The sequence below is a fragment of the Hymenobacter sp. 5516J-16 genome (assembly GCF_022919335.1).
GTDB classification, from domain to species: Bacteria; Bacteroidota; Bacteroidia; order Cytophagales; family Hymenobacteraceae; genus Hymenobacter; species Hymenobacter sublimis.
This window is the reverse complement of record NZ_CP095058.1, coordinates 3,557,264-3,575,410: the sequence shown is the minus strand read 5'-3', so window position 1 is coordinate 3,575,410 and position 18,147 is coordinate 3,557,264. Positions and strand designations below refer to the sequence as shown.

17 protein-coding genes and 2 pseudogenes are annotated in these 18,147 nt (G+C 59.5%); 10 read left to right on the top strand and 9 right to left on the bottom strand.

Annotation, left to right across the window (positions count from 1 at the left end):
• Positions 1 to 49: 49 nt before the first annotated feature.
• On the bottom strand, positions 50 to 394 hold the full coding sequence (locus MUN84_RS17770; protein ID WP_244695324.1) for a DUF1493 family protein: 345 nt from the start codon (positions 392 to 394) through the stop codon (positions 50 to 52).
• A gap of 59 nt (positions 395 to 453) precedes the next feature.
• Positions 454 to 846 (bottom strand): nuclear transport factor 2 family protein, encoded by a 393-nt coding sequence (locus MUN84_RS17765; RefSeq protein ID WP_244695323.1) that lies wholly within the window; start codon positions 844 to 846, stop codon positions 454 to 456.
• A 404-nt stretch (positions 847 to 1,250) separates the two neighbouring features.
• Between MUN84_RS17765 and MUN84_RS17760 the strand changes: the two genes are divergently transcribed.
• The 4 genes from MUN84_RS17760 to MUN84_RS17745 all read left to right on the top strand — a co-directional run bounded on the left by MUN84_RS17760 (position 1,251) and on the right by MUN84_RS17745 (position 6,976).
• Entirely contained in the window at positions 1,251 to 3,302 is a 2,052-nt protein-coding gene (locus MUN84_RS17760; RefSeq protein ID WP_244699002.1) for a HelD family protein, read from the top strand.
• 241 nt (positions 3,303 to 3,543) lie between these two features.
• Positions 3,544 to 5,250 carry an AAA family ATPase gene (locus MUN84_RS17755; protein ID WP_244695322.1) on the top strand — a complete coding sequence of 569 codons (1,707 nt, stop codon included), beginning with the start codon at positions 3,544 to 3,546 and terminating at the stop codon, positions 5,248 to 5,250.
• On the top strand, positions 5,238 to 5,522 hold the full coding sequence (locus tag MUN84_RS17750) for a hypothetical protein (RefSeq protein ID WP_244695321.1): 285 nt from the start codon (positions 5,238 to 5,240) through the stop codon (positions 5,520 to 5,522). Before MUN84_RS17755 ends, MUN84_RS17750 begins: the two co-directional genes overlap by 13 nt.
• The gene (locus tag MUN84_RS17745; protein WP_244699000.1) at positions 5,456 to 6,976 is read left to right on the top strand and encodes an SbcC/MukB-like Walker B domain-containing protein; all 1,521 of its coding nucleotides are present in this window, start codon (positions 5,456 to 5,458) and stop codon (positions 6,974 to 6,976) included. Before MUN84_RS17750 ends, MUN84_RS17745 begins: the two co-directional genes overlap by 67 nt.
• Positions 6,977 to 7,042: 66 nt before the next feature.
• Here MUN84_RS17745 and MUN84_RS17740 read toward each other — a convergent pair.
• Both MUN84_RS17740 and MUN84_RS17735 read right to left on the bottom strand, forming a co-directional pair.
• Positions 7,043 to 8,148 (bottom strand): annotated as a pseudogene (locus tag MUN84_RS17740) (DUF6687 family protein).
• Positions 8,149 to 8,208: 60 nt separating this feature from the next.
• Positions 8,209 to 8,526 (bottom strand): HNH endonuclease, encoded by a 318-nt coding sequence (locus MUN84_RS17735; protein WP_244695319.1) that lies wholly within the window; start codon positions 8,524 to 8,526, stop codon positions 8,209 to 8,211.
• Here MUN84_RS17735 and MUN84_RS17730 point away from each other — a divergent pair.
• From MUN84_RS17730 to MUN84_RS23190, 6 genes are all read left to right on the top strand, one after another.
• Entirely contained in the window at positions 8,525 to 9,190 is a 666-nt protein-coding gene (locus MUN84_RS17730) for a hypothetical protein (protein WP_244695318.1), read from the top strand. The two genes, MUN84_RS17735 and MUN84_RS17730, sit on opposite strands and share 2 nt — an antisense overlap.
• A 153-nt stretch (positions 9,191 to 9,343) precedes the next feature.
• The gene (gene trxA, locus MUN84_RS17725) at positions 9,344 to 9,658 is read left to right on the top strand and encodes a thioredoxin (RefSeq protein WP_244695317.1); all 315 of its coding nucleotides are present in this window, start codon (positions 9,344 to 9,346) and stop codon (positions 9,656 to 9,658) included.
• Between the two features lie 150 nt (positions 9,659 to 9,808).
• Entirely contained in the window at positions 9,809 to 11,014 is a 1,206-nt protein-coding gene (locus MUN84_RS17720; protein ID WP_244695316.1) for a TonB-dependent receptor, read from the top strand.
• Between the two features lie 77 nt (positions 11,015 to 11,091).
• Positions 11,092 to 12,090, top strand: a complete 999-nt coding sequence (locus MUN84_RS17715) for a TonB-dependent receptor plug domain-containing protein (protein ID WP_244695315.1) — start codon at positions 11,092 to 11,094, stop codon at positions 12,088 to 12,090.
• Between the two features lie 79 nt (positions 12,091 to 12,169).
• The gene (locus tag MUN84_RS23195; protein ID WP_262920566.1) at positions 12,170 to 12,634 is read left to right on the top strand and encodes a DUF4249 domain-containing protein; all 465 of its coding nucleotides are present in this window, start codon (positions 12,170 to 12,172) and stop codon (positions 12,632 to 12,634) included.
• Positions 12,625 to 12,954, top strand: coding sequence for a DUF4249 domain-containing protein (locus tag MUN84_RS23190; RefSeq protein WP_262920565.1), 330 nt, complete (start codon positions 12,625 to 12,627; stop codon positions 12,952 to 12,954). The genes MUN84_RS23195 and MUN84_RS23190 overlap by 10 nt, the downstream gene beginning before the upstream one ends.
• A gap of 190 nt (positions 12,955 to 13,144) precedes the next feature.
• Here MUN84_RS23190 and MUN84_RS17705 read toward each other — a convergent pair.
• The 5 genes and pseudogenes from MUN84_RS17705 to MUN84_RS17690 form a co-directional block, all read right to left on the bottom strand.
• Positions 13,145 to 13,962, bottom strand: a pseudogene (locus MUN84_RS17705) (purine-nucleoside phosphorylase).
• A 340-nt stretch (positions 13,963 to 14,302) separates the two neighbouring features.
• Positions 14,303 to 15,784, bottom strand: a complete 1,482-nt coding sequence (gene sppA, locus MUN84_RS17700; RefSeq protein WP_317239231.1) for a signal peptide peptidase SppA — start codon at positions 15,782 to 15,784, stop codon at positions 14,303 to 14,305.
• Positions 15,785 to 15,819: 35 nt separating this feature from the next.
• On the bottom strand, positions 15,820 to 16,062 hold the full coding sequence (locus MUN84_RS24140; RefSeq protein ID WP_317238998.1) for a hypothetical protein: 243 nt from the start codon (positions 16,060 to 16,062) through the stop codon (positions 15,820 to 15,822).
• Between the two features lie 358 nt (positions 16,063 to 16,420).
• Entirely contained in the window at positions 16,421 to 17,758 is a 1,338-nt protein-coding gene (locus tag MUN84_RS17695; RefSeq protein WP_410780056.1) for a replication-associated recombination protein A, read from the bottom strand.
• Between the two features lie 29 nt (positions 17,759 to 17,787).
• A complete protein-coding gene (locus MUN84_RS17690) occupies positions 17,788 to 18,096 on the bottom strand; it encodes an antibiotic biosynthesis monooxygenase (protein ID WP_262920564.1) in 309 nt (102 codons plus the stop codon).
• Positions 18,097 to 18,147 lie beyond the last annotated feature (51 nt).

Below are 18,147 nucleotides of genomic sequence, written 5' to 3'. Positions count from 1 at the left end.
AGTAGCGTTGAGGCTGGGAAGGTAAGAAAGGTGCTGTAGAAGCGGCTCGTTATTCTTCAAACCACCTTTTCTGCATAGCAACATGCGTTAAATGCCTTAGCGTTGTATCTCTGACTTTCAGCTTTGCCCGCTCAGATGCTGAGAAAACAGATTTTATCAGCCTAAATGGCTCGAAATTCTCGCTGGTCACGTATTTTTTAACAGCAAAATCCTGCGGATCAGCAATCTGAAATTGCTTAAAGAAATTTTCGTAGAAAATAATTGTATCAAGCCCTGCTATACGTACGTCTTCTTCGATTCTTGTATCTTCTGACAATTTATTTTTCGCTATGCTAAGCTGATTTGAAACGAATATTTTAACAATTTCAAGTGCTTGCTGATATTCTATATCCATTTCTCAAAACAGAAATTACGTTCTTCTAGTCCCTTAGAAACAAGGCAATACTACCACCCTCAATGCCCGTAGCTCACTACCCGCGTCACCTTCCATTGTCCGTCGCGTAGGCGCCATACCATTAGGTTCTTGAAGGTGCCGCAGTCGTCTCGGCCGTTCTCGACGTGGCAGAAGCGGTGCTGGTAGGTTTCCACGGCCCCGTAGCTGCTGATGGGGTACACCTCCAGGGTGCCGGGCACGAGCTGGCGGTTGAGGCCGGTGGTTTTGTTCTGGTCAAACAGGTTGCGAAAACCTTGCATGGTTTGCTCGAAGTTGGCCAGCCCGCCTTTGTCATGATAGAACTCCAAGTCTTTGGCGAAGAAGGTTTGCAGCTGGGCAGCGTCGTGGCGGTTAAAGGCCACAAACATGGCGCTATCCAGGCGGGCAATGGTGCGGTACAGCTCCGGGGACACGGGCGGAGGCGGCAGGACAGCCAGCGCGGCAGGGGCGCTTTTTGCACGGTACAGGCCGGGGTGCTGCCAGCAGCCAGCACGGCTACTACCCCGGCGAGGGTAGCGGCCCGTTGGCAAGCGTCGGCCAGGAGACGGATATGCATATGACCTGGATTTTTATGAAATGTAGGTCAAAAGAACGTCATGCAGTGCCTCCGGCTCTGCATGACGTTTCTGTTTGTGGCACACATCTTCTCTTACCCTAGGAGGAACTAGAAACACAAGCGTATTCAACCGAAGCGGAAGACAAGCGGCCGGCCGCAGCTACCTCCACGGGCAGCCAGACCAACAAAATAGGCCCGCTACTTCGGCAGCCCAGAAATTGCCCTCACCTTTGCCCTCTTATTCCCCAAGCGCAGCCCGTGATGAACGCAACCGAGCAGGAAGAACGAGAATACCTGGAAGAAATTAAGGAGAAACTAACGCTGGCCGTCCGGCGGGTAGACGATGCCGTGCGGCAGTTTTCCGACGAGCTACGGCAGAAAAAGCAGTACATCCACGAGCATCAGTCGGGTATGGATGAGGCCGATATGGTAGCGGCTGGCCAGTCCATCAACCGCATGGCTTTCACGGGCGAGGCGGCCGTGAGCCGGAAGCGCCGGCTGCTGAAGCTGGGTCAGTCGCCTTACTTTGGCCGGATTGATTTTGCTACCCCACCGCAGCCGCAGGCTACGCCGGTGTACATTGGGGTGTATTCCTTTTTTGATGAGCAGCAGCGCCAGAACCTGATTTATGACTGGCGGGCGCCCATTTCTTCCTTGTTCTATGATTTCGAGCTGGGACCTGCCTCCTACCCTACCCCGTCGGGCACCGTGCAGGGCAGCATTGCGCTAAAGAGGCAGTACAAGATCCGGGACGGGCGCTTGGAGTTCTTGCTGGACAGCGACGTGAACATTCACGACGACGTGCTGCAGCGGGAGCTAGCCAAGTCCTCCGACGACAAGATGAAGAACATCGTCGCCACTATTCAGCGCGACCAGAACGCGGTGATTCGCAATGAGGAGGCCTCCGTAATGGTGATTCAGGGCGTAGCCGGCTCGGGCAAAACGTCCATTGCCCTGCACCGCATTGCCTTCCTGCTGTACCGCTACCGAGAAAGTATTGCGGCCAAGGACGTGCTCATCATCTCGCCCAACAAAGTCTTCGCCGACTACATCTCCAACGTGTTGCCTGAGCTGGGCGAGGAGCACATTCCCGAGCTGGGCATGGAAGAACTGGCGACCGACCTACTCGAAAATCGGTACCAATTTCAGACCTTCTTCGAGCAGGTTTCTGCCCTGCTGGAACAGCACGACCCGGCTTTTATCGAGCGGATTCGGTTTAAGTCTTCCTTTGAGTTTCTGAGTCAGCTGAATCAGTACCTGCTGCACATCGAGAATCACTACTTCAGCGTGGCGGAGCTGCGGGTAGGTCGGACTGTTGTTCCCGCCGCCGTTCTGCAGCAGAAGTTCAGGACCTACCACCGGGTGCCGCTCCTGAAACGCTTCCCCCTGGTTGCCAATGATGTGAGGGCCTACGTGCGGGACGCCGCCGGCCGCAAGCTGACGGGGCAGGAAAAAGCCACCATTGGGGAAGCCATTCCGCGTATGTTCAAGCTTACTAATGTGCTGGACCTCTACCGGGATTTTTACCGCTGGATTGGCCGGCCCGAGCTGCTAAAGCTCGACGCGCACCGCCTGCACCTGGAGTACGCCGACGTGTTTGCCCTGATTTACCTGCGCCTGCGCCTGGAAGGCATCACGGCCTACGACCACGTCAAGCACTTGCTGGTAGACGAAATGCAGGATTATACCCCCGTGCAGTACGCCGTGCTGTCCCGCCTGTTCCACTGCCGCAAGACCATTCTGGGGGATGTCAGCCAGACGGTGAACCCCTACAGCGCCTCATCCGCCGAAACCATTGAGCGGGTATTCCCGCAGGCCGACATCGTTAAGCTGTACCGCAGCTATCGCTCGACGGTAGAAATTACGGCCTTTGCCCAGCGCATCACGCCCAACCCCAACATCATTCCGCTGGAGCGGCACGGGCCGGAGCCAATTATCAGGCCCTGCCCTAGCACCGACGAGGAGTTGCAGACGCTAACGCAGCTGGTTGCGGCCTTCGGAGGCTCCGGCCATCAATCCCTGGGCATTATCTGCAAAACCCCGCGCCAGGCCCAAAAGGCTTACCAGGCCCTGCAAGCCCCCAACGTGCATTTGCTCACGGCTGACTCCACTTCCTTTAAAGAAGGGGTTATCATCACCACGGCTCATCTGGCCAAGGGCCTGGAGTTCGATGCCGTAATTGTGCCCTTTGCCTCGGCCCGCAATTACAAAACGGAGGTAGATAAGAGCATGCTGTACGTGGCCTGCACCCGGGCCATGCACCAGCTCACGCTAACCTACACGGGTGATTTAACCACCTTTCTTTCGGCCTGAGAATACGGTTGCTTTAGGCCTACAGGCACCCCCACCTTGGCGGCTAAGTAAGGGTAGCAACGAAGTGCGAGCTAGCAGAAACTTAAGCTACATCAGCCCACCGACGTTGCTACCCCCGCAAAAGGGCGCGGGCTGACGGGAATATATTGCGCCCGGCGACGGTTACCTTTGTAGAAGCTCACGAAGTCCTTTCTCGTCTGAATTGGGCTTTCCTGGTCGCTCTATAGTCGTCGTTGCCCGCATGAAAATTCTCCGCGTCCGCTTTTACAATTTGAACTCCCTGCGCGGGGAGCATACCGTTGATTTCAGCCAGACGCCCCTGGCCGATGCGGGCTTGTTTGCCATTACCGGCCCCACTGGCGCGGGCAAAACCACCATTCTTGACGCCATTACCCTGGCCCTGTACGGGCAGGTACCGCGCCACGAAACCAGCGGCCCCGAGCACGTAATGAGCCACGGTACGGGCGAGAGCTGGGCGGAGGTAGAGTTTGAAGTAAACGGCCAGCAATACCGCTCGAAGTGGGGGCAGTACCGCGCCCGCAAGCGCCCTGAGGGCAAGCTCCAGGACCCGCGCATGGAGCTGAGTGAGCGAAAAATAGCCGAGAATGGGGAAGAAACCTGGCCCTTTCTGGAAACCTATAAATCGAAGGTTCCGGGCCGCATTGCCGACGTCAGTGGCTTGGAATACAAGCAGTTTCTGCGGTCCGTGCTGCTGGCCCAGGGCGACTTCACCCGCTTCTTGAAGGCTCCGGCCGGCGAGCGGGCTCAGCTCCTAGAAAAGATTACCGACACCCGTAAATACTCCGACATCTCGCGGGCCGCTTTTGAGCAGGCCAAGCAGGAAAGCCAGCGGGTGGAGCAACTGCGGGCCGGTTTGGCTGGCGTGGTGTTGCTTTCCCCGGAGGAAGTAGCGTTTCTGGAGGCAGAAGTTCAGCAGCTCACAGCCCAGCTAAACGCTGCCAACGCCACCCAGGAACAGCTGCGCGAGGCCCGGCAGTGGCATTTGCGCCTGCGCGAGCTGCGCCAGAAACTGCACGCTACCCAGCAGCGCCAGCAGCAACTCACAATCCAGGCCGAAACCCTGGCTCCGCTGCGTCAGCGTTTGGCCTTGCACCAGCAGGCCGCCCCCTTCGCCACCGATTACGCCCTCTTGCGCCAAGCCGATGAGCAGCTGGGCCGCCTGGGCCGGGAAGTAAACCAACTCCGCGGGCAGCTGCCTCAGTTGCAGGAGCGCCGCGCCACCGCCGAAGCGGCCCGCACCAGCGCCCGCCAGGCCCACGAGCAGGCGAGTACCACGCGGGAGCAGCAGGACCCCAAGCTGCGCGAGGCCGAGCTGCTCGACCACCAGCTAGCCGAGGCGCACCGACTACTAACCCAAGGCAAGGCTGAATACGAGGAGAAAAACGAGCAGTGCAAGCGCCTGAAGGCCGCCGCCGAACAAGCCGGCAGCCGGGTCCGCATTCTCCGGGAGCAAGTGCGCGACTTAGATAAGTGGCTGACGCTGAATGCCACCGCCGGAGAACTAGCCGAAGGCTTACCCGAACTATCGGCTAACCTGCAGCACTGGGAGCATCTGAAAGCCGAGTTGGGCCAGCTGCGCCAGCGCCTGCACGAAGCCCGGCAACGCCAGCAGCAAGCCGCTACCTTCGCCGCTACCCACGCCGCCGCCGCCGAAGAGGCCCGCCACCAACTCGCTGTCTTAACTGCCCAGCACACCACCGCCAGCACTACCCGCGACGGCTGGCTGCTGCGCCTGCGCTACCACGTAGGTGGCCTGCACCAGGAGCAAGAGCGGGAGCAGCAGCACTGGGACGACTTGCGCCGCAGCCTGCACATGCAGCAGCTCATCCTTTCCCACACCGACACCCGCCAACTGCTGGAAAACGGCCAGCCCTGCCCGTGTGTGGAGCCACCGAGCACCCCTACCTGGCCGGCGTGCTGGGAGTAAGCGAAGACACGTTTCAGCGCGACCGGCAGCGGGAGGAAGATATGAGCCAGCGCGTGCGGGCGCTGGGCACCCGCTTCAACCGCCTGAACACCTACGTAACCATGCTGGAGCAGTCGGGCCCGGAGCCGGCGCCTACCGCCCGGACAGCATCCAGCTCCTACCCGAAACGGCCGAAAAAGCTGCCGCTGAAGAAATCAAAGCCTTGGTGCAGGAGCTGCGCCAGCTGCGCGACCAGCGGGCGGCCGCCGAGCAACGCCTTCAGCAGGCCCTAACGCAGCACGAAGCCGCCACCCGCCAGCAGCAGGAGTACGCCCAGACGGTTACGCAGCTGGAAAAGGAGTTGGCCGACGCCGAGGACCGGGTGCCCACCGCCCGCAGCATGATTCAAAGTCAGGCCCAGAGCTTCGGGCTGACCTTCACAGAAGAAAACGGCCGCGCCCTAATGGAGCAGGCGCGAGTGCGCATCGGTGAGTTTGAGCAGAACCGGCAGCAGCTCAATACGGCCAAACAGGAGCTAAGCGGCGTGAGTGTGGAAGCAGAGAAGTCGGAGGCGGCAAAGGAGGAGCTGCACACCTGGCTCCGCACCCGCAAGCAAGGCCTCGTAGAGCAGCACCAGGCCATTCAGCAGCAGCAGCAGCAGCGCCACCAGCTCCTGCCAGAACCTAACGTGGCCCAGGTCCGTCGGCAGCTAGAGGAAGCCGTGCGCGCTACTGATCAACGCCGGCAGCAGGCTGAGCAGCAGTTTCAGCAGCACGATACGGCCCTGACGGTGGCTACCGCCCGCCTGCACCAGCACGAGCAGGATACCGAGCAACAGGTGCAAACGCGCCAGCAACGCCACGCTACCCTTACGGCAGCCCTCATTACTGCCGGCCTAGCGCCCGACCCCGCCGCCCTACCCGCATTATTGCTCCCCGATGCGGAGCTGCACACCCTGCAAAACCAACTACGCCGCCAGGAGCAGGAAGCGGCCCTCGCGGCGCAAACCCTAGCCGAAACCACCCAGCAGTTAGAACAGGAAGAAGCCCGCGCCCTCAGCCCGGACCCACTGGAAAGCATTGACCAGCAAATCACTACCAACAACCACCAGCTCGCTTCCCTGAACCAGCAGCTGGGGCAGCGGCAGGAGCGCCTGGGCAGCCACCGCGCCGGGCAGGAGCGCCACGCTGCCCTGGCCGCCCAACTGGAAAAGCAACAGCAGGAAGCCCAGCGCTGGCGGCAGCTGGCGGAGCTCATCGGCTCCGCTGATGGCAAGAAATTCAGTGAGTTTGCCCAGGGCCTTACCCTGGCTCGCCTCGTGGACCTGGCCAACCGCCACCTGCACCGCTTTACGGATCGTTACCGCATCCTGCGCAACCCGGAGCAGCACCTCGACCTGCTGATTCAGGATGAGTACCAGGCCAGCTCCGTGCGGTCCATGAACTCGCTGTCGGGCGGGGAAAGCTTTCTGGTGAGCCTGGCCCTGGCCCTGGGCCTCTCGGAGCTGGCCGGCCGCCGCACCCAGATTGACACGCTCTTCATCGACGAGGGCTTCGGTACCCTTGACCCAGACACGCTGGATGTGGCCCTTTCGGCCCTGGAAATGCTGCAGGGTACGGGTAAAACCATCGGTATCATCTCGCACGTGGAGGCGCTGAAGGAGCGGGTCACTACCCAGATCAGCGTGCGCAAAGGGGCCGGCGGGGTTAGCTCCCTGCAAGTGCTCGGGTTCGGGCAGGAAGTGTAGAAGCTGTGCCTGATAATGCCGTGTGATTTCGAGCGCGGGAAGCATGTGGGTTAACCACTGAAATAGTTATCCCAGCTTCCTCCCGGCGCTCGAACTAATACGGTGCTGTTCTACCTCGCCTACCGCCCGAATATCGGTCCAACTCCAGTAGCGCCGGGGCTCAACGCCCGCGTAGTGGCTGCGGAAAAACGCTACGATTTCTCCCTCAAGTTGTGCGGGTGGAATGGCAGATGAATAGATGGGTCGCTGGTCAGGGTCAGCGTAGCGCTGGGCTTTGGTGAGACCTTTGCCACTCAGGCGCAGCAAGGGGCCCGTGTCGGTGATGCCGTCGAAGGTCCAACGACGCGCCCCCGTTTCCAGCTCGTTCAGGCAGTTTGCCAGCGCCTGCAGGGGTAGGCGCGGCAGCGTAGGGCGGCTTTCGAGGTCAATCCAGGTGGTGTACTTGTACTCGAATTCGTAGCGCTGCCCATCATACAGGCTTAGCACCATGTCGGTGCCGGTTGTGGGGCCAAAGAGGGCGTAGTAGGGCACGGGTTCCGGCGTACGCACTACCATGAGGCCAATTTCAGGGTAGCGTCGGATGGTGGTGGCAGGACTTTGCATAATGGCTGCGGCCTGCTTTACTCGGCTATATTCCGGCTCCCAGGCGGCCTGCCCTACAGCCGGGTTTTCCAGCACGGCCGCAAAGCGCGGCAGAAACCAGGCAAACTTCTCCGCCGAAGCTTCGTCTTCCCGGCGGCGCCGGGCCGGGGCTCCAAAGGGCTCGTAGAAACGGTTTTTTTCCTCGGCGTTCAGCCAGCATACCAGCTGCAGGGCATGGTCGGCCAGCGGATCGGCCCAGTTGATTTCCCGGAAGTCGCCGAGGGTGGCTACCTGTCGTAGCAACGGCTCGTGGCGCAAAGCCAGCGCCGGATTCAGCAGCGCCCACACGCCCACAAATCCATCTATATCAAAGTGATTGGCCGTCACGGCGGCCGCTTCCAGACCGGACGTGGTAGGCTCCCGCAACGCACGCAGCACCGACCCGGCGCTGGTATCGTCCCGCAAGAGTTCGGGGTAGCGGCTCCGCGCCAGTGCGCTAGCGTGAGAACCGCGCCCAGCCCGGTGCTATCCACTACAATGGTGGGCTGCTGGCGGAGTTGCTGAAAGGGAACAAAGTGCTTGGGAGTCATGCGCTGAGAAGGTAGAGCTGGCCAGGCAAAGGTACTCGCCGGTGGGCCTACTACCGGCTCCTACCGCCGCGCCCGTCGGTTGCTGATGCGCTCTACCCGGTTGCGCCGCACCCAGTGCAAGTATTTCTGCAGCTCCTCCGCTTGGCGCAGGCGCTCCACACTGTTGTAGTACCGGGCCAGCTCGCGGTTAGAGAGCAGCAAATGAATGGTACTATGACAGGGCTGGCACAATTCCACGGTTGGACCGTAGCGGCCGCCTTCTTCGCGGGGTACCAAATGGTGGCGAGAGGTATGCTGCACTTCCCGCTCGCATAAGCCACAGCGGGTTTCGTTGGTTAAGGCCTCCGGCGGCGTCCATTCCTGCTTTCTTCTGCGCATGGTGTTACTTCTGGGCTCTAATCTGCTTCAGAACACTTGGCTGGCGGTTTTGGTCCCATCTTGCTATGTTGATAAAATAAAGGCCAAAATTTTGTTTACGTTTTCAAATAAGAACTATATTTGGTTGCACCTCAGCTGTATGCGTTTCAATGGCGCAGGTTCTTGGGTTGATTCACTCTTCTTTTTTGGCATTACTTATTTTTCACTTCTTCACCGCTCTTGTATGCGCGTTTCTACTCCTGCTTTTTCTTTGTCTCGGATAGTGCGGGTAGCAGGTTTGCTACTGGCACTGGTTGTTTTCGCTCCCACCACCTCGCGGGCGCAAACTTGGCTGGTTTCTACGGATGCTTATGTGAAGCTGGGCGTGATGGACAAGTTCGGCCAACTAGGCGCCTACACGGCTAAATTTGTGGTTATCAACCAGGAAACCGGCAAAGAGTACGTACTGGCCAAGCAAATTGCCAAGGGCCAAAACGGCATTGATGTTATTTTCCCTTCGGAAGCCTCGGAGGCCGATTACTTTAAAACCGACACCGGAGAGGCCGCCCGCGCCAAGCCCGGCCGCTACACTTGGGAATGCCAAGTGGCCGGAAAAAAAGTGGTAGGAGGGCGCTTCAGCTTTTCTGAAGTCGCAAATGATGTTACCTTGCTAGGCAAGAACTAACCTCCTCCTTTTCACCCACTCAGTACAAGCGAAAGCCCGGCGTTGCAGCGCCGGGCTTTTTTGTTGGCCGCTTCGGCTGCTACCTCCGGCAGAGTTGCGCGTACAAGCTTGGGGGCTGGCGCGGGGCCAGCCTAGCCTAAGTACCGAATACTCATGCCTAAAAAGTCTTTTTCCGAACTCATTAGCAGCCCCGGCATGCCGGTGCTCGTCGATTTTTACGCCGACTGGTGCGGCCCTTGCAAAACCATGGCCCCCATTCTGGAGCAGGTAGCAGCTCAGCATCAGGGCAAGGTCAAAGTCATTAAAATTGACGTGGATCGTAACCAGGCCGTGGCCCAGCAGTTTCGGGTGCAAAGTATTCCTACCCTGATTCTCTTCCACAAAGGCCAGCCGGTGTGGCGGCAGGCGGGCGTGGTGTCGGCGGCCCAGTTGGGGCAGGTAGTGCAAGGGGTTACAAGCGGAGCCTAGCTCCACGGGAAGTAGCGTAAACTTCTCGCCCCCTGTGGGCGTTGGGTGAGTGTCCGTACTTTTGGACGTTCATCTATAGTTTGCTCACATGGCATTACGCCTTACGGTTTTAAGTCTTCTCATTAGCCTTAGTGTGCTCTTGCCCCGCAGGTGCGGGCCCAGGTGCGCTACACGCTCACGGGCGTGGTGCGCGCCGCCAACAACGCCGAGGCCCTACCCGGCGCCGCCGTTACGGTGCCGGCCCTGGGGCTGGGCGCTACCACCGCCGAGGATGGCACCTACTCGCTGAATTTGCCAGCTGGCCGCTACCAAGTGGTGGTTTCCTTTATTGGGTACGAATCGCAGACCCGGGACCTGAATTTGACTCGCAACCAGCGGCTGTTGTTTCAGTTAGTGGAGGCTGGCAACCAGCTGGGCGAGGTAGTCATTGAAGGTTCGGGCACGCTGGAGCAGAAGCTGCAAACTCCCCAGATGAGCGTGGAGCGCCTCACCGCCCGCGAGGCCAAGTTGCTGCCCGCCTTGTTCGGGGAGGTTGACATTCTCAAAACCTTGCAGCTCAAGCCCGGCGTGCAAAACGGCGGCGAGGGCACCTCGGGCCTGTTCGTGCGCGGGGGCTCGGCCGACCAGAACCTAGTGCTCCTCGACGATGCGCTGGTGTACAACCCCAGCCACTTGTTCGGGCTGTTTTCCGTGTTTAACCCTGATGCCGTGCAGTCGGTGGATTTGTACAAGGGTGGCTTTCCGGCCCAGTACGGGGGTAGGCTTTCCTCAGTGGTAGATGTGAAGCTGCGCGAAGGCAACCGCCAGAAGCTGGGCGTAAGCGGCGGAATCGGCCTGATTTCTTCGCGCCTCACTTTGGAGGGCCCCATTGTTAAAAACAAGGGCTCGTTTATCCTGTCGGGGCGGCGCACGTACTTCGATGTGTTTACGCGTCAGATCAACAACCTTAACGAAGGCGACGCCAACTACAACCCTATCCCGGATTACTACTTCTACGATTTCAACGCCAAGGCCAACTACACGCTCGGCCCCAAAGACCAGGTATTTCTGAGTGGCTACTACGGCCGCGACGCCTTCGGCTTTGCTTCCCAAGGCGGTTTCAACTTCAGCTTTACCTGGGGCAATTCCCTGGCGGCGGCGCGCTGGAACCACGTGTTCAACAAGCGGCTGTACCTCAACACCACCGCTTCCCTCACCGACTACCAGTACAACGTTACCAACCGGCTCGACCAGTTCAGCTTCAACCTGGGTTCCACCATCCGCGACTATTCCCTGCGCTCCGACCTGGATTTTGCGCCCAATGAAAAGCACGCCCTCAAGTTTGGGGTGCAGGGTACCACCCACCGCTTCGGGTAGGCCGCCTGCAGGCGGGCTCCTCCGACGGCCGTCTGAATATTGGCTCCGACGTAGGCTACAAGGGCCTAGAGGGCGCAGTGTACGCCTCCGATAACTTCAAGCCCTCCGAAAAGTGGCAACTGGAATACGGACTGCGACTCACCGGCTTCCAAAGCGGCTCCAATGCCTACGGCGGCCTGGAGCCCCGGGGCGCGGCGCGCTACTCGCTCAGCCCCAAAACCTCCCTGAAAGCCAGCTATGCCCTGATGTACCAGTACGTGCACCTGGTCACGAACTCCGGGGCCACGCTGCCCACCGACATTTGGTACCCGTCGCGGCTGTCGGTGAAGCCCCAACGCTCCCAGCAGGTAGCCACGGGCGTAAGCTTTCTACTCGGCGACGGGAAGTACCTGCTTAGCAACGAGCTGTACTACAAGTGGGCTCAGAACCAAGTCGATTTCAAGGATGGCGCGCAGCTGTTCGTGAACCCCGATTTGGACACGGAATTTCTGTTCGGTAAGGGCTGGGCCTATGGCACGGAACTGTATTTGGAGAAGAAAACCGGCCGCACTACCGGCTGGATTGGCTACACCCTGGCCTGGAGCAAGCGGAAGTTCCCGCCCCAGCGCGGCACCAGCGGCATCAACGGCGGCCGCACCTTTTACCCCAACTACGACCGGCGCCACAACCTGACGGTGGTAGTGCTGCACCAGCTCACGGAGCGCCTGAACCTGACCGGCTCCTTCGTGTACACCACCGGCAACGCCACTACCCTACCCGCGGGCCGGTTTGCGGTGCAGGAAGTGTTCGGCGACGATTTATCGGCCGTGCCCATTTACCCAGACCGCAACTCCTACCGCCTCGCGCCCTACAACCGCCTCGACCTGGGACTGGTGTGGAAGCTAAAGCCCAACCGCTGGTTTCCGGAGTCGGACCTGACGTTTAGCGCCTACAACGCCTACAACCGCCGCAACCCTTACTTCGTGTATTTCGACCAAGTGCGCGATGGCGAAGACGGCCCCGTTACCAGCTACCGGGCCCGGCAGGTTTCCCTGTTCCCCGTGATTCCGGCCGTGACCTACAACTTCAAATTCTAAGCGCGACGTGCAGCCAATTTCTATGTTTTTTTTCCTGAAGAAACGTCTGCTGGCCCGGCCTTTAGCGTTGCTCCTGACCTTGTCTGGCCTTGCAAGCTGCAACTTAGAGCAGAATATTGATGTAGACTTGCCGGTCCTGCCCGCGCAACTGGTGGTAGAATGCTACCTCGAAGACGGGCAAGCGCCGCAGCTTACGGTCACGGAAACAGTGCCCTACCTTTCGGCCCCCGACCCCGTGGTGCCCACCGATGTAACCGTTCGGCTTACCCGACCCAATGGACAGGTAGAAACCCTGCGTTTTTTTCCGGGACGCAACTCAGTAACTGGTAAGTTCTACACGCACAGCAGCCTGCGCAAGCTGGTAGCTCGCCCCGGCGACACGTTTCGGCTGGAAGTCACGGACACCAAGGGCCGCCGCGTAACGGGCACCGCCACTACACCCGGCCGCGTCCCCATCGACTCCCTGGAGTACAAGTTCAACGACCTGCCCCCGGGCAGCGTGAAGCTTACCTGCTCACCATCTTCCAGGACCCAGTGGGCGTAGGCGACTACTACCGCCTACAGGTTCACCGCGACAGTATTTCCACGGATGCGGAGCTGGATTACGATGTAGAGGACCGGCTCAACGACGGCACCCGGTTTACCCTCGGGAGCAGCTACCGCTTCGACCCGAACGACACCCTCCTGGTGACCCTATACCATCTGGATCGGCCTTACTACCTGTTCCGGCAGTCAGTAGGTGATGCGCGCAATGCTAACGGCAACCCGTTCTCGCAACCTTCAGCCATCAAGAGCACGGTGGAAGGCGGCGTGGGCGTTTTCACAGTGCTGAGCTACGACCGGAAGCAGATTATCATCCGGTAAGGCATTGTTTCGGAGCAGCTTCCAGCGCCCCCTAGTGTCCTGAAGTGTACCGAAACACCGGTGTATAGCAGCCCGAATGTAAAAGGCTGGCCCCAGTTCTACCCCCACAAGATGCCCCAGACCGATTAATACAAAAAAGGGCCGTTGCCACGTTGGCAACGGCCCTCTTGGTATTAGTCAGCGTGTTTTACTACAACTTCTCCAGTACCCGGCGCAGCAAGGCCGTGAGGCGGGGCTCGGCTACGGCAGCCGTGCGCAGGATGTCAGCAATGTCAACCTTCTTGAGCTTGCCCGGCGCGCACAAGTCCGTAATGACGGACACGGCTAGCACGGGTAGGCCCATGTGCACAGCGGCTAGTACCTCGGGCACCGTGCTCATGCCCACGGCGTCGGCCCCAATGGTGCGCAGGTAGCGGTATTCAGCGGGGGTTTCGAGCATGGGGCCGGGCAGGGAGGCGTACACCCCGCGGCGCAAGTACTTCCCTAGGCCTAGCTCCTGGGCGGCTTCCTCCGCCAGCTGCAACAAGCCCAAGTCGTAGGGCTCCATCATATCGGGGAAGCGGGGCCTAGCTCGTCGAGGTTTTTACCGATAAGCGGGTTGGTGGGCTGCAGGTTGATATGGTCCGAGAGCAGCATCAGGTCGGAGTAGTCGTAGTCGGGGTTGAGGCCGCCGCTGGCGTTGCTCACGAACAGGCGCCGGATGCCGAGCAGCTTCATCACGCGCACCGGAAATACTACCTGCTCCATGGTGTAGCCCTCGTAGTAGTGAAACCGCCCGCGCATCACCAGCACCCGCTTACCGGCCAGCGTGCCGGCCAACAGCTCACCGGCGTGGCTTTCCACCGTCGAAACCGGAAAGTGTGGAATATCGGCGTAGCTGAAGCGGTGCTGCACATCCACGTCTTTCACCAAAGCGCCCAGCCCCGTTCCGAGGATGATACCCGCTTCGGGCTGAAAATCTTGCAGGGTCTGGCGGAGGTAGGCGGTGGCTTCGTGAAGTTGGTGCATGAGGTGATTGGTTGTCAGGTTTTAGTCGGTGGTTGGCAGTGTTAGCTGGCAGTTGCTGGTTGTTAGCGGAGAGGCGTTAGACGCGGTTTGCAGTTGCTAAAAAGCTTCAACTATCTGCAAGGTTTATAAAAAGTCTGTCATCCTGAGCAACGCGAAGGACCTTACCACGCGGCACGGTCCTCGTTGTTACGATTCGTGCCTACGTGATAAGGTCCTTCGCGCTGCTCAGAATGACAGCTCTTGTGGTAGATCAGCTTCAAGCGGCCGACACCTGTTAGCTAACAATCAACAAGTAACGACTAGAACTAGCAGCTGTCAGCTAAAAACCAGCAACTGAAACTTACTGCACGTTCACCTCGAACGGCATGCGCATCTGGGCGCCCTTCATTTCCGAGAGCTTCTTGTACTGCTGGTACATGGGATACATCGGGCCCATTTCCTCGCGCATCATGCGCAGTTTAGCTTCCTCCGAGAACGAGCTGAACAGGTTTTCGGCGAAGGATTTCTGGCGGGGCAGCTTCTGAATGCGGTAGTCGCCCTCCTTGAGGTTGGCGCGACGGGCAGCAATGCGCAGGGCATCGTCAAAGGAACCGAGTACATCCACCAGGCCGCGGGCCTTAGCTTCCGTGCCCGACCATACCCGGCCCGAGGCCAGGCGGCGCAGGCGCTCCACCGGCATGCGGCGGCCCTGGGCGGCTTTGGTGGTGAAGTCGGCGTAGATGCGGTTGATTTCGGCCTGGAACTGGCTTTGCTCGAACGGCGTCAAGGCGCGCGTGATGGTGGGGAAGTCGGAGAACTTACCCGTGGTTACACGGTCCGTCGTCACGCCAATTTTGTCGCGCAGGAAGGGCTCAATGTTGGGCAGCACGCCAAACACGCCGATGCTGCCGGTAATGGTGGTCGGATGGGCCACAATCGTGTCGCAGCCCATGGCAATGAAGTAGCCGCCCGAAGCCGCTACGTCCGACATGCTGGCAATAACGGGCTTCACCTTCTTAGTCAGCATCACCTCGCGGTAAATGATGTCGGAAGCCAACGAGGAGCCGCCGGGCGAGTTCACGCGCAGCACCACGGCCTTCACGTTTTTGTCGAGGCGGGCCTTGCGGATGGCTTCGGCAAAACGGGTGCTCCCGATGCTTTCGTTGCCGCCCTTGCCCGTTACAATGTCGCCCTCAGCATACACCACCGCAATGCGGTTACCGCTAGTGCTACCCTCTTTGTCGTCCTCGGCCTTTTCGTAGTCCGATAGTTCGATGAGGCTGAGCTTCTCGTCTTTCTCTACCCCAATTTTACCTTTAATGTAGTCGGTAGCCTGGTCGTAGTAGCCCAGGTCCGTTACTAGGCTCAGGCGCTTGGCGTCGTCGGCGTTGTGCACCAGCATGGAGTCGCTGATGACCTTGAGGCGGGCCGGCGCAATTTTGCGGGCGGCGGCTACCTCGGCCAGCATGGAGTTGTTCAGGGAGTTCAGGAACGAAGACGTCTGCAAGCGGGCCGAATCCGACATGCTAGTGCGGAAGTAGGGCTCCACGGCGCTTTTGAACGAACCCACCCGGAAAATCTGAGCTTGCACGCCCAGCTTGTCGAACAGGTTTTTGTAGTACATCGTCTCGGAGCTCAGGCCGTTGAACTCCAGGGTGCCCTGCGGGTTCAGGTAGATCTTATCGGCCACAGAGGCGAGGTAGTAGCTTTTCTCCGACTGCGCATCGGTGTATGATACCACAAACTTGCCCGACTTCTTGAAGTCGAGCAGGGCGTTGCGGATTTCCTCCATGGAGGCCATGCCGCCCTGCACCAGCTCCAGATTCAGGAAGATGCCCTTGATATCCTCGTCGCCCTTCGCCCGGCGGATGGCGGCTTTCAGCTCGTCGAGGCCGATGGAGCTGCTCTGCCCCCAGTAAAGCCCGACAGCGGATTGTTGAACTCCCGCTCGCCAATGGGCTTATCGAGCTTGAGCTCCAGCACGGAGTTGCTGGCCACGGTTACCTCTTTGTCAGAAGAAGCTGCGGCGGCAATCAGGGCCACCAGCAGCACCACCCCTACCAGGGCAAACAGCACGAGGCCGGTGAGGGTAGCCAGCACGTACTTGAAGAATTGTCTCATCGTCAGAAAAATGAATAGTCAGTTCGGTCTGGAAACAAAAGTATCGGCTTTTCCTCCCCGCTCCCGGGTATTCAACCAACCGGCTGTTTTGGGGCGGGAACGGGTGGTAGAGAAGGGGTGATGAAGTGAATGGTACTGAAGTAATGGGGTGATGAGGTAGGGAGGTGACAGGTAAAAGGAATGGTGCTAGGGTAATTAGAAGAACGTCATGCCGAGCGCAGCGAAGCATCTCGCCCGATTCGTTGAGTTAGCACTACAACGTCAGCACGCGAGATGCTTCGCTGCGCTCGGCATGACGTTCTTCTAATCATCTCATCACCCCATCACCCCATCACCACCTACTTCATCATCTCACACCCTAATACCCGTACTTTTCGCCCCAGAGCTGGCGGAGGCGCTCCTGGGCTTTGGCTTCGGCAGGGTTTTGGCCGGGGTGGTAGAACACGCGGCCACTGAGCTGCTCGGGTAGGAATTCTTGGTAGGCAAAGTTGCCCTCGTAGTCGTGGGAATACATATACGTATTGCCGTAGCCCAACTCTTCCATGAGCTTGGTGGGGGCGTTGCGCAGGGCTATGGGCACGGGCTGCACGCCCTGCTGGCGCACCAGGGCCCGGGCCTCCCGAATGGCCTTGTAGCTGGCGTTGCTCTTGGGCGAGGTGGCGAGGTACACCACCATCTGACCCAAGATAATGTCCGACTCGGGCATACCAATCACCGTCACGGCCTGAAAGCAGCTCTGGGCCAGCATGAGGGCGTTGGGGTTGGCCAGGCCCACGTCTTCGGAAGCCAGGATAAGCAGGCGGCGGGCAATAAACTTCACGTCTTCGCCGCCTTCCAGCATCACGGCCAGGTAGTAAAGCGCCGCGTTGGGGTCGGAGCCGCGGATGCTCTTGATAAAGGCCGAAATAACATCGTAGTGCATTTCGCCGCCTTTGTCGTAGCGCGCGAGGTGCTGCTGGGCCAGCTGCTGAACGGCCTCGTCGGTGATGGTGATGGCGCCGGTTTTGGAGTCGGGGCGGCTGGCTTCTACTACAATTTCCAGTAGGTTGAGCAGCTTGCGGGCGTCGCCGCCGGAAATGGTCAGCAGGGCGTTGTACTCCTGCACGCGCACCTTTTTCTGCTTCAGTATCTCGTCTTCGGCCAGAGCCTTGTCTACTAGGCTAGTCAGCACGTCTTTACCCAGGGCCTCCAGCACGTACACCTGGGCCCGGCTCAGCACGGCCGGAATCACCTCGAATGAGGGGTTTTCGGTAGTGGCCCCAATCAGCGTCACTACGCCTTGCTCCACGGCGCCTAGCAGCGCATCTTGTTGGCTTTTGCTAAAGCGGTGAATCTCATCAATAAAAAGCACGGTGCCTCGCTGCTTACGGGCCCGCTCAATTACCTCGCGTACGTCTTTCACGCCAGCATTAATGGCCGACAGCGCCGCAAAGGGCAGCCCCAGCTCCTGGGCCAGCAGGTGGGCCAGGGTGGTTTTGCCTACTCCGGGTGGGCCCCACAAAATCAGGGAAGGTAGGCGGCCGGCGTTGAGGTAGCGGCGCAGCACGCCCTCGGGGCCGATGAGGTGCTGCTGGCCGGCGTAGTCGGTTAAGGTGCGCGGGCGCATGCGCTCGGCTAGTGGCGCGCCGGGCCGGGGCACGTAAGCGGCCGAAGCGTCAGGAGCAGGGTCAGAATCGAAAAGCGAGCCAGTGGCCATAGGAAAAGTTCAGAAGCGGCAGCGTACAGCTACAGTACAGGCGCGGAGGAGCCCACATACCGCAGTATCTCTACGGTGTGGGTGTTATCGAGGCCACTAGCGTCGCGCTCCTGCTGAAATTGCCGGAACGAAGGCACGGCCAAGACTTGCTGCTGGGTAGCTTCGTCGCGGTACACGGAAAGGTGCACGAAGGTTACGCCATCGTCCTTGGTGTACACGGAGTAGCGAAAAGCCGCCGCATCCAGCTGGGCGAAATCAGTCAGAAAAGCCGCAATGTTTCGCTGGTTCTGCTCAGCGTAGCCAGGCACAACCCGGTAACTTACCTGCACTGTAATCATGCTCTACTTGAAAAGCGGTGAATAGTACCGCAAGATATTGGGAAACCGGCC

Bases quoted from the DNA above. Each gene is read 5' to 3' on its own strand.
- MUN84_RS17770 (WP_244695324.1), bottom strand. From the start codon at position 394: ATGGATATAGAATATCAGCAAGCACTTGAAATTGTTAAAATATTCGTT.
- MUN84_RS17760 (WP_244699002.1), top strand. From the start codon at position 1,251: ATGAACGCAACCGAGCAGGAAGAACGAGAATACCTGGAAGAAATTAAG.
- MUN84_RS17755 (WP_244695322.1), top strand. From the start codon at position 3,544: ATGAAAATTCTCCGCGTCCGCTTTTACAATTTGAACTCCCTGCGCGGG.
- MUN84_RS17730 (WP_244695318.1), top strand. From the start codon at position 8,525: ATGGTGTTACTTCTGGGCTCTAATCTGCTTCAGAACACTTGGCTGGCG.
- MUN84_RS17735 (WP_244695319.1), bottom strand. From the start codon at position 8,526: ATGCGCAGAAGAAAGCAGGAATGGACGCCGCCGGAGGCCTTAACCAAC.
- trxA (WP_244695317.1), top strand. From the start codon at position 9,344: ATGCCTAAAAAGTCTTTTTCCGAACTCATTAGCAGCCCCGGCATGCCG.
- MUN84_RS24140 (WP_317238998.1), bottom strand. From the start codon at position 16,062: ATGAGACAATTCTTCAAGTACGTGCTGGCTACCCTCACCGGCCTCGTG.
- MUN84_RS17695 (WP_410780056.1), bottom strand. From the start codon at position 17,758: ATGGCCACTGGCTCGCTTTTCGATTCTGACCCTGCTCCTGACGCTTCG.
- MUN84_RS17690 (WP_262920564.1), bottom strand. From the start codon at position 18,096: ATGATTACAGTGCAGGTAAGTTACCGGGTTGTGCCTGGCTACGCTGAG.